Here is an 11,110-nt window from a genome sequence, read left to right as displayed (position 1 = left end):
AGCCGTATTCGTGATGCTGACTTTGCTGAAGAGTCTGCTAACTTATCTCAGCAGTCCATCATCCAGCAGGCAGCTGCTTCCATGCTGATGCAGGCTAATACCCGTCCTCAGCTTGGCTTAAGCTTACTTGGCTAGTCCTTGGAGTCGTCATGGCAGTATTTGTAAATACAAACTTTTCAGCTCTGCAAGGCCAAAGATACTTAGGTAACGTTAACACACAGCTGACGACTACTTACCAAAGACTATCAAGTGGTCTTCGTATTAACAGTGCTAAGGACGATGCTGCAGGACTCCAGATCGCAGACCGTTTAACATCCCAGATTAACGGTCTCAATCAGGGTAATCGTAATGCATCCGATGGCATTGCTCTTTTGCAGACTATTGAAGGCTCTATGGACGAGATGTCCAATATGCTGCAAAAGATCCGTACTCTAGCTGTTCAGGCAACTAATGGTACCAATACAGCAGCCGATCGTGATGCACTTGCTAAAGAAGCCTCTGCTCTAGGTACCGAAATTGCCAGAATTGCAACTCAGACTACCTATGCAGGCAAGAAAGTGCTTATCGGACCAGAGTCGCAAATCTCTAAAAACAGTTTGTTCTTAAATAAAGGAACTGCTGTTGCTGGTGTGCAAACCGGTCAGTTGAGTTTGCAGGTCGGTTCCAACAAAGGCGATACCATTGATGTAGACGTGCTGTCTATGAGATTCAATGAGATCTTCGTTCTTGGAAATCAAGATAATGCACTAAACGATATTCTTGACGCAAAAGGCGGTGCTGCAGGTGGTGCACCAAACGTTGACGGTATGATTGCTTATAGCATGACAAATGATATCGTTAAGTTTAATTTTAATGCCACTTTTGGTAAGACCGATATCGGTTACGTTATCCAGGCAATGGATCGTATGATTGGTGTAGTTGACGGTGAGCGTGCCAAGCTTGGTGCCATGATGAATCGTCTTGAGTCATCAATCCGCAACCAGTCCAACGTAGCTGCTAACGAGGCTGATGCTCGTAGCCGTATTCGTGATGCTGATTTTGCTGAAGAATCTGCTAACTTAACTCAGCAGAGCATTATTCAGCAGGCAGCTTCATCAATGCTGATGCAGGCTAACACACGTCCTCAGCTAGGCTTGAGTTTATTAGGCTAAAGACTGCCACTAGCGCTTAGCGCTAAGATAATACATCAAACCTCAGAGTAGGCAACTATTCTGGGGTTTTGTTTTTTTATGGCTATACAAAATTCATTTGCTTTGTAGCCCGCAATAGTAGAACTTAGCGCGTAGTAGAAGAGTTGTGGTGTATGCAATTGCTAGCCTGTGAAGTCGTTTAAAGGCTATCTGAGGTCGGCATTGCTTATCTGGTATAGATAGTGTCTGCTGTGCCTGTGCTTGCGGCTGTAGCTGTGGTGAAGAGGTGTGGATTTGCTTTGATAGCTGGATGGGTAGGGTGTTTGGATAAAACAAAGCCCCGACGGAGCGGGGCTTGAGTTAGTGGCAAGCTAAGCTTGCCTTGCGACATTCCCTCGAGATGTTGCTTGTAAGCTTCTTAGTTCACAAGGGCATGTGCGCTGATGGAAAGTTGTAACTTTACCTTATTAGATGATGCCTAACTTGAAAAGAAGAGGCATGGTGAAGGTAGTGAACTTAGTTACAGTCTTCTTTAAGAACTCAATAAGTTCATCTTCAGAGGTAGTATCAACATCCTTGAGCTTGAGATCACCAACGATAACAGACTCTAAGAGCTTCTCGATGATGGACAGAGGCTGCATGTCGTCGTTCTGGGTAACGAGTTGCAGCATTCTGTACTCGATGTCGGTAAGTGAGTAACCAAAGCCTAATACAGGAGAGGCTAAGGTACGGATATTCATACCAGCATCGGATAAGATGGCAGCGTTAACGAGGTTGCACTGCTCAACGAGCTTTTCAGTGATGTTGGATGGATCAGCACATGGAACTAACATACCGATGCTTACTAAGGTATTGATAGCCATGTCGATGTCGCTATCTGCAATCTCAGCATTGAATTGCTTTAATGCATTACGTACTTCACCAATAGCGTGAGGAATGTAGTCGTTAAAAGCAACTAATAATGGCTCGTATAAGCCACGGTCGAGATCTTTGTCACCGCTTGGGCACTTAATCTTGTAGTCAAATTCAGTTAAGTCTGCAGTTAACATTAAGGTCAGAGAGTTGTACTTCTGAACATACTGATTTGCAGTTAGCTGACGAGCGCCATTGCAGAACAGATCAGATCTGTACTCGCGGTTTAACAGGAAGTCACGGCAGGTCTCGTATAAGGTAGTGCCGCGATACTGCTCAATGTACTCAGCCTCTTCATCAGTAAGCTGGGTATAAACGAGCTGATCTTTTGGTAAGTTGGAGCTTAAGAAGCCAAAGTCGATGCTATCAAACATGGCGGCCATCTCACGTAAGTGGAAGCAACGCCAGTGCTTAGATAAGAAGTTCTTAGCAAACTCGCCATCATCCTTACCAGCAGCAGCTGCAGCAAGATCTTGGAGCAGCTTTGGAACGCGGATGAGAACAGCAGGGTTAGCCTTACCGATTTCAACAACGAGCTCAGCAGCCTTAGCAATCTTCTCATCAGCTGGCATATTGCCTGGAAGATTGTCAGCCATAAAGCGGTGAAGAACCTCAACGATTGGGCCCATGTTGGTATTGCCTGGAGCTGCAAGGTAGGAAACCTGGCAAACACCACCAGCCTTCACATGCTTAGACAGGAAGTTCAGAATGTCACGGCGCTCTTTTTCGCTAATCCATGACCATACGCCATTGATAGTAACGAAATCAAACTGAGGCAGGTTGTTGTTCTTGGCAAACTCATCAAAGTTAGCAAGCTCGATGTTTACATCAACGCCAGTGCCAGTAGTGATGTTCTTGGCGGCTAAGAATAAGCAGTTGTCTGCCTCGTTACCCCACCACTTAATGGTGCTAGCAGCTGCAGCATTGATAGTGATGGTGGTACCGTTGCCAATGCACAGCTGACAAGCGTTAGCATTGTTTAAATCAGGGAAGTCAAAGCCCTGAGAGGTGAGCAGGTACTGCGCCATGAACGGATTGCTCTGGTCGCAATAACTTGAAGCTAAAGGTAATTCTGTAGCTACTTCTTTAGACATATTGAAGTACTCGTAATCCTTGCGGTCAAATGACCGACTGTAGCTCTACACTAACTTAAGTAGTGGCAAAGTAGTCGTAATGGGGAGGCAAAGCTTTAGGTTGTTGTCCTGTTGCTTTTTGCCATTGTTCTTTGGTCTTATACGACTTAACTTTGTGTGGCTACATGTAAAACTTAAAATCCTATCTAGGCTCTTAGATAACGAAGAGCTTCTTGTAGGTTGGAATGGTCTTAGTGAAGATATTGTGAATATTCTTCTTGAAAGTCTTATCGATCTCATCTGGATCGGTAATAGGCTTACGCTCCTTGTCGAAGAGCTTGAGATCATGCTCAGCGATCATAGGCTTGAATGCCTGGTAGACTTCCTGCTCATTAACATCAGGACGAACCATGATAAGAGCGAGAACCATTCGAGTAATGTCATCAATACGGAAAGCGCACATAGTAACTGGAGATACCACGTAGGTAACTTCAGCGCCAGCCTCAGTGTTGATAACTGCGCGGTTGATGTTCTTGCAGCGCTTGATGATGTCCTTAGAAATGGTGTTCTCCTTAACTGCAGGAGCAATGTGATTGGTGCAGAGTAAGAAGATAACAGTATTGATAAGATCCTGTTGAGAGTAATCATTGCCCTCAGCGTTCTTAAACTTGCGATACTTGTTGTTAACAATGTTATCGCCAAGCTCCTTGAAGGAGTAAACGCGGTGGTCCTTCATAACTTCAATAACAGGCTGGAAGTTCTGAGGATTTAATACAGCGCGGCCGTTACGGGTATCGAGAGTAATCTCATCAACTTCGTGGTCGGCAACTAAGATGAAGCACAGCTTATCTAACTCTTCGCGGTACTGCTTTTCATTTAAGCGACGTGAGCCACGAACAAAGTAGTCAGCGCGGAACTGCTCGCCGGTGATGTAGTCCTTAAGGCCGTTGTACACCTCAGTACCACTGAAGCGATCTAAGATCTTAGTCTCTTCCTCTTTTAAGACGAAGTTTTCGATATTAGAGTAGAAAGGATGCTGGCAAACGAAGCTCAGCTTAGCCTGGTCAAGACGCTCAGCAACAATGCTGTGAGAGGAAATATCCCACTCGTCGTTGAGGTACTCGTGGCACAGATAGTTGTGGGTTAAACCGTTGTTGTGCAGGATACGATCAATACGATCCTTTACTAAAGCGCTCTCGCCATAACCCTTCTTGAAGCTTACTAACTTATCAACTAAGTCAATAATGCCTGGCACCTGGCTCTCTTGAGTCTTAGCAGGAACACCGCAGGTCTTGATGTAATCGTACATAACCTGACGAATTGGCTCGAAGAAAGTAAAGCCTGGGCCAACGTTGTAGGATAAGTACAGAACACCGCCTACCTTAAGCTTCTTCTTGGCAAACTCAACGATACTCTGCTGATTTGGGTGGCTAATCCATGACCAAATACCGTGTACGCAGATGTAATCGAGCATTGGAACATCTTCACGGTTGGCGTAGTCACCGAACGCATCGTCGCTTAAGTTAACAGCAACTGAGCCGTACTTAGCGAGCTTTTGAGCAAAGTTTACCTGATTTGGGTTGAAGTCAGTGCCGTACCATTTACCTGGAGAAGCAGCTGCGTGCATGACCACACTCACGCCCTGGCCGAAACCTAATTCGCAACCAGTGAAGTTCTCGTCAATGGTAGGGAACGCCTGGTGCTTAAAAGTAAAGAGATGCTTGACGTATAAAGGGTTGATTTGTGGGAAGTAACCAGCCGAATAGTTCGTATCGGTATGGTATCCCTCATTCCATGAGTGCACTTAGTATCCCCCTGAGACTGCTATTGCAAAGGTTTGTAACTTTTTTGTCTCGACCATTAAGCCCCCATGCTTGATGGTCTTTATCCTAAAGAGCATAACTTAAGTGTTGCAAGCGCTAATAAAACTACCACCACAAGACTATATTATTAGCTATGGCAATATTAGGACAATAGACATAACTTGAGTCTATGATGCCAAAGTTGTGCCGTTTTGTCAGGTTACTCAAAAGCCATGGCATATAAAGCCTTTAAACACCGTATCTAAGGCAAAATAGGACTTTACAAATTTTTTGCTAAATAACCATCACTGACGCATTTTTAAGATCATAAGATCATGGTCTCAAAGATCGTCAGTAAATAGATCGCTGCACAAACTCTCTTTAAATCCGCGCAAAGGATCAAAAGCACAGCATCGCTTGCAGTAATGCTAGAGATCATAGTAGCAGTAGTCGTATTGTTCGCTAGGGTCGCGTTATAGATAGAACGCCTTTGCATTGTAGGCTTGCAGCGCATGTCTTTCTGTCAAAGTTGGGACACATAAGATCATTCTTGCCTCCTTAATAAGATCATTAAAGATCACATAATCTTGAATTCATGCAAAAAGATCACGGCTATAGATCGTTGCTACTACCGCATTTAAGGCGATTTATACGCATGCTTGTTAAGGTCATAAGCTATATCTATGGCTTTAACATGTGGCCATATATGCCGCATGCGGCATGCGGCATTGATTGATCTCGCGGCGTGCTTTTATCATCAGAGCTCAGAAGAACAGCTGGGCATATTATTGACATAAAAGAATGGCCGCGTGAGTTTGCGGCTATAAGTTGCATGCAACGCAACAAAGAACATTGTCTAAAGATCATCACTAAACGATTAGCGCCAGAAGATCATGGCCATAAGATCAGAGCTAAACGATTAGTGCCAAAAGATCATCACTAAAAGATTAGTGCCAAAAGATCATGGCTATAAGATAAGAGTTAAACGATTGGTGCCAAAAGATCTTGGCCATAAGAACAGAGCTAAATGATTAGCACAAGAAGATCATTATCTAAAGATCAGGGCTAAACGATTATCGCCAGAAGATCATTGTCTAAGGATCAGAGCTAAACGATTAGCGCCATAAGATTATTGTCTAAAGATCAGGGCTAAACGATTATGGCTATAAGAGCGCGGCCATTGCAAGGTAGTGAATTTGATGGGAGGGCCGCATCATTATTCAAGTTGCATAGGCCATGGAGTTGCAAGCATTTTGCCTACCCGCTATAGGATCTAACGGCTAGGATGACTTGCTTAGCTGTGCTTTTGACTTATGTGAGCGCTTAGCTAACTTATAAGTTAGGTTGGTGATTGTGGGTTGTATGGTGCGGCGTGCGGTCGGGCTTGATGGCTTGGTGGCTTGATGGCTTGATGAGAACTTGTCGATACAAATTATTGTTTGGGATATAAGGCTAAGGTGTTGACTAGGATCCAAGCTGAGTGAGGCGGTTTGGTGGGGTGCAAACCTAGATGCAACAGCGGATGTTGCGCATTGTTTGGTGCGGTGGTTGGTCAGATTTTATGGGCTTTTGGGGGTGATAAAAAATGTTAGCTTACACTTTTTATCGATCTTTCTTTTGCCATGAGTTATGCACATGGGCATAGATGTGCTTATAATGGGCTGTGCTTGTCGGAGTGCCGCAAGGCTGAGAGGGCCCCTTAAAGGGCTAAATCCGTCGTACCTGAAAAGAATAATCTCTGCGAAGGAAACAGGCTAAATACCTCTTTCATAGTGAAGCTAAGACTTCATCTCATATTCAAGGCTGTATAGATTAATTACTGTGGCTTTAGATGGGGTGATAAAGAGGCTTGCTCATATGAGCAAGCGTTAAGAGCTGCAATCAGACGTTTGATTTTTACATTCGCTTATGATGCGGCTGCGTGTATAGCGCATGGTGTATAGCGCATAGCGTATACCGCTTTTAATAGCTTTACTCCTCTCTTTTCATACGTGTCACTTATCGACAGGCTAAAACACCAAAGGTTTTACCAAGGATTTGTCGATGCGTACCATTGCTCCTAATTCAATCTACCGTTGTTACCTTGATTCTGCTTGTGACGGCACCGAGAAAGGTTCTGCACAAGGCAACGATACTTTGAATGTCTCCAAGATTCATTTTGACGAACTCGCTGCAGCTAAGGCTGCTCACCTTGCAGCAAAGCAAGAGGGCAGAGAGGGCAAGTTAGCCGCTAACAGCGCTCATGCTAAGAAAGGTTTTGTTCGTCCTGAAAACCGCGTTGTTTATGTAGAGTTCGCAGACGGCAAATCAGATATTCGTATTCCATATATTCAGACCAAGCTCTCTAATGGCGACACCATCTTACGTTACGTGGTAGATACCGAGCTTGAGAGCACTGAGCAGCGTAAGGCTATTCGTGCACCATTCATTGCCGCTCGCGGTGAGAATGCTAAGACTCAGCTTGAGTATGCAAAAGAAGGCATCATTACTCCTGAGATGGAATACGTAGCTCTGCGTGAGTCTGCATGCTTCTTAGAGCAGATCACTGACCCAGAAGAGTTCCGCAACAAGTTCCACACCTCTGAAGGCGTAATCTTTGGCGACGGCGTTATTAAGCTTGAGCGCGACAAGATGTCCGTAACTCCAGAGATGGTACGTGACGAAATTGCTCGCGGTCGTGCAGTTATCCCTTCAAACATCAAGCACCCAGAGTGCGAGCCAATGATTATTGGTAAGCACTTCTTAACCAAGGTTAACGCTAACATCGGTGCTTCATCCGTATCCTCAGGCTTCAAAGAGGAAATTGGCAAGCTCAAGACCTCATTAAAGTATGGTGCAGATACTGTAATGGATCTGTCCACTGGTTTAGAGGACTTAAGCGGCTTACGTTCAGCTATCTTACGCGCTTCTCCTGTACCAATTGGTACTGTACCAATTTACGAGACCTTAGATCGCGCTGGTGGTGATGCTAATGCCCTCAACTGGGAGCTATTCCGTCAGGTAATTATCGATCAGTGTGAGCAAGGTGTTGACTACTTCACCATCCACGCTGGTTTAACTAAAGATCTGCTGCCATATGCTGCTGATCGTGTTATGGGCATCGTATCCCGTGGTGGCGCTATCATGGCATCTCACATGATGCAGCATGATTGCGAGAACATGGCTTGGGAGCACTTTGATGAGCTCATGGAGATCTGCCGCAAGTATGACGTTTCCTTATCCTTAGGTGACGGTCTGCGTCCAGGCGGTATCTACGATGCTTGTGATGAGGCTCAGTACGGTGAGCTGCGCAACATCGGTAAGCTTGCTCGTCGTTGCTATGAGGCTGGTGTTCAGACCTTCATTGAGGGCCCTGGTCACGTTCCATTAAACCGCGTTGAAGAGAATCAGCGTCTTGAGGACGAGTACTGCAACGAGGCTCCTTTCTACACCTTAGGCCCACTCGTTACCGATATCGGTGCTGGTTTTGACCACTTCACCTCAGCTATTGGCGCAACCACCATTGGTATGCACGGTACTGCAATGCTCTGCTATGTAACTCCATCTGAGCACTTAGCACTGCCAACTCCTGAGGATGTACGTGAAGGCTTAATCACTTACAAGATCGCAGCTCACTCTGCTGACCTTGGTAAGGGCTTAAAGCAGGCTTACAACATCGACCACGCTATGAGCCGTGCTCGTGTGTCTTTCCGCTGGTTAGACCAATTCATCTTAAGCTTCGACGAGCAGAACGCTTACAAGATCTGGCGTCGTGAGATGGATGACGAGGATTGCTTATCACACGATGCAGCTTTCTGCTCTATGTGTGGCCCACGTTTCTGCCCAATGCGACTCAACCGTCGTATGCAGGCAAAGTATCCATCTCCTAAGGCCTAAGTTTCAGCTTTAGTGTCTGAAAAACATATAAGTTAAGAGGGCACAACTTACGTGGTGCTCTGCAATCAAGCTATACAAGATAGTCACATACGCTGTATTAACCAACACATAAGCTTTGGCTGTTTAGATGATCCTGCCTACTAGATTTAATTGAGTGCTTAAGGATGCACGATACTAATTTAGTTTATGAGTGAAGATTACTGGGTTGTGATGTCTTTACTTAGGTATGGCGCAGGGCTATAAAACTTTGGTCAGTTTTATAGCCAATAATGGCTTAACTTGGCGTAAGCCTAGTGAAAAGCACTATGTATGGTTCAAAAGGCAAGAGCAAGCGCGATGAGCCGCTGCTACGCTCTGCTTGTTTAGTGGAGCTCTAGTCAGGTTCTGAGGTGAAAATGAGGCTATGTGCTTACATTTTTACCAAGCTTGTGGTGATTATTTTGGTAGTTAAGATTGGCTTATTTAAAGTAATGAGGCTGCAAAATTTTGTAGTTTTACACTTTTAGCTATATGTTTTTCGAGCAATTTTACTAAGTTAGGCATAGATACCTAAATTTGGGTATAATAGAAAAGTTTGTATTTTGGCTAAAAGATGTCGGATGCGTCACAAAATCTAGTGTCATAATTGTGCAAATGCATCTTATGTCTTGCGCAAGGTAATAAGTTATGCTTTTGCGCAAAAACTAGAAAAAATGATACAGCCAGATTCTTTTTAATACAGGCAACCCTCTACCTCATACCCAAGATTGTTAGAGCAATCTTCTAGCAGCAGTGCCAAACTTAGCGCATTGCTCTTAAGACTATTTGAGCTGGACTAACCTTAGAGCTATGGTGGCATAATGGAAACTAACAACTTACCTAAGAACAATTCACGTCCTTTAGTATTAGTTATTGCGGGTGTCGACTCAGGTGGTGGCGCAGGCGTGACTGCAGACATTATGTCTGTACACGATCAAGGAGCATGGGGTATGCCGCTGATTACTGCATACACCTGCCAGAGCTTAGATCGCATCACTGTTGTCGATCCAGTTAAGGTTGAAGTTTTCAACGAAGCTTTAAACTTAGCTTTAAATGACTGGGATCAGAAGATTGCTGCAGTTAAGGTTGGCGTAATCTGCAATGCAGCTATCTTAGAGGCTGTTCTTAAGGCCTTAGAAGGTCCACTTGCTGGTGTGCCTGTTGTTTGGGATCCAGTTTTAACTGCTACCTCCGGTGATATCGAAAGCGCTGATATCAAGGCAAACTTAAGCCGTATCTTAAAGGTTACCACTGTCTTTACTCCTAATATTCCTGAGGCTATGGAACTTACTGGCCGCACAGAGAATGATATTAAGAGCGATAAAGACATTCTTGCTATGTGCGATGAGCTTATTGCCAAGGGTGCTAACGCCATTCTCTTAAAGGGTGGCCACAACATCTCTGGTTTAGATGCTGTAGACACCTTCAAGAGCAAGAAGACCTCCTTTAAGATGTCTCATGCCAAGAAAGATGGCTTAGGCGCACACGGCGGCGGCTGCGCTTTATCTTCTTCAATTGCAGGCCTCATTGCATGCGGCTATGCCATTGAAGATGCAGTAGTTATGGGCAAGGTGTACGTAACTCGCGGTATCTTTGAGACCGAGATGTGCTTTGAGCACAAGCGTCCTCCAATTGCTCATAAGGGCCTTGATTTCAATCTTGATTACATGCCACAGATTGTTCAGGACAACTTCCCTGTAGCAGCTGGTCCTTTCGCTAAGTGCCCATTCAACTTAGGTATTTATCCTGTAGTTGATAGCGCTGATTGGGTGCAAAGACTGTTATCCATGGGCGTTAAGACCATTCAGCTTAGAATCAAGACTGATAAGCATGATGATGAGTCCAATGAGCATTTAGTCAATGAGATCAAGCGTGCTTGCTTCTTAGGCCATAACTTCCGTGCTCGTATCTTTATTGACGATCACTACAAGTTAGCTGCTAAGTTCGGAGCTTACGGTGTTCATTTAGGTATGGAAGATCTGCAAACTGCTGATCTTGAGTTCATCAAGAATGCAGGCTTACGCTTAGGCGTATCTACCCACGGCATCTTTGAGGTATGCAAGGTATTAACCTTACAGCCTTCATACATTGCCATAGGTCACGTCTTCCCAACTCAGACTAAGGATATGGAGTCTAAGCCTCAGGGAATTGAGCGTATGGGTCGTCAGGCTATGATGCTCAAGAATCGTATTCCTACTGTGGCTATTGGTGGCATTAAGCTTAACCATGCTCAGGAGATCTTAGATGCCGGTATCGACTCTATTGCTGTTGTTACCGCTATAGATCGGAAGAGCGTCGT

Annotated in this window: 6 protein-coding genes and 1 riboswitch; of the genes, 4 read left to right on the top strand and 2 right to left on the bottom strand. The window is 44.8% G+C overall.

Annotation, left to right across the window (positions count from 1 at the left end; all coding sequences use genetic code 11):
• Nucleotides 1–6: 6 nt before the first annotated feature.
• A complete protein-coding gene (locus tag RDO37_RS00030; protein WP_374045292.1) occupies nt 7–135 on the top strand; it encodes a flagellin in 129 nt (42 codons plus the stop codon).
• A 14-nt stretch (nt 136–149) separates the two neighbouring features.
• Complete coding sequence (locus tag RDO37_RS00025) at nt 150–1,151, top strand: flagellin (RefSeq protein WP_308497673.1); 1,002 nt, start codon at nt 150–152, stop codon at nt 1,149–1,151.
• Nucleotides 1,152–1,597: 446 nt separating this feature from the next.
• Here the strand turns inward: RDO37_RS00025 and RDO37_RS00020 are convergent, their stop codons facing one another.
• The gene (locus RDO37_RS00020; protein ID WP_308497672.1) at nt 1,598–3,136 is read right to left on the bottom strand and encodes a methyltransferase regulatory domain-containing protein; all 1,539 of its coding nucleotides are present in this window, start codon (nt 3,134–3,136) and stop codon (nt 1,598–1,600) included.
• A 193-nt stretch (nt 3,137–3,329) separates the two neighbouring features.
• Nucleotides 3,330–4,919: a methyltransferase regulatory domain-containing protein gene (locus tag RDO37_RS00015; protein WP_308497671.1), complete on the bottom strand. Its 1,590-nt coding sequence runs from the start codon at nt 4,917–4,919 to the stop codon at nt 3,330–3,332.
• Between the two features lie 1,659 nt (nt 4,920–6,578).
• Nucleotides 6,579–6,683: riboswitch (TPP riboswitch) on the top strand.
• A 277-nt stretch (nt 6,684–6,960) separates the two neighbouring features.
• Between RDO37_RS00015 and thiC the strand changes: the two genes are divergently transcribed.
• Together thiC and thiE are read left to right on the top strand one after the other, a co-directional pair.
• The gene (gene thiC / locus RDO37_RS00010; RefSeq protein ID WP_308497670.1) at nt 6,961–8,793 is read left to right on the top strand and encodes a phosphomethylpyrimidine synthase ThiC; all 1,833 of its coding nucleotides are present in this window, start codon (nt 6,961–6,963) and stop codon (nt 8,791–8,793) included.
• 839 nt (nt 8,794–9,632) lie between these two features.
• Nucleotides 9,633–11,110, top strand: a 1,478-nt coding sequence (gene thiE / locus RDO37_RS00005) for a thiamine phosphate synthase (protein WP_308497669.1), incomplete at its 3' end; no start/stop codon positions are given.

Source organism: uncultured Anaerobiospirillum sp. (assembly GCF_902485895.1).
GTDB lineage: Bacteria > Pseudomonadota > Gammaproteobacteria > Enterobacterales > Succinivibrionaceae > Anaerobiospirillum > Anaerobiospirillum succiniciproducens.
This window is presented reverse-complemented; position numbering and strand designations above follow the sequence as displayed.

Bases quoted from the DNA above. Each gene is read 5' to 3' on its own strand.
- thiC (WP_308497670.1), top strand. From the start codon at position 6,961: ATGCGTACCATTGCTCCTAATTCAATCTACCGTTGTTACCTTGATTCT.
- RDO37_RS00025 (WP_308497673.1), top strand. From the start codon at position 150: ATGGCAGTATTTGTAAATACAAACTTTTCAGCTCTGCAAGGCCAAAGA.
- RDO37_RS00020 (WP_308497672.1), bottom strand. From the start codon at position 3,136: ATGTCTAAAGAAGTAGCTACAGAATTACCTTTAGCTTCAAGTTATTGC.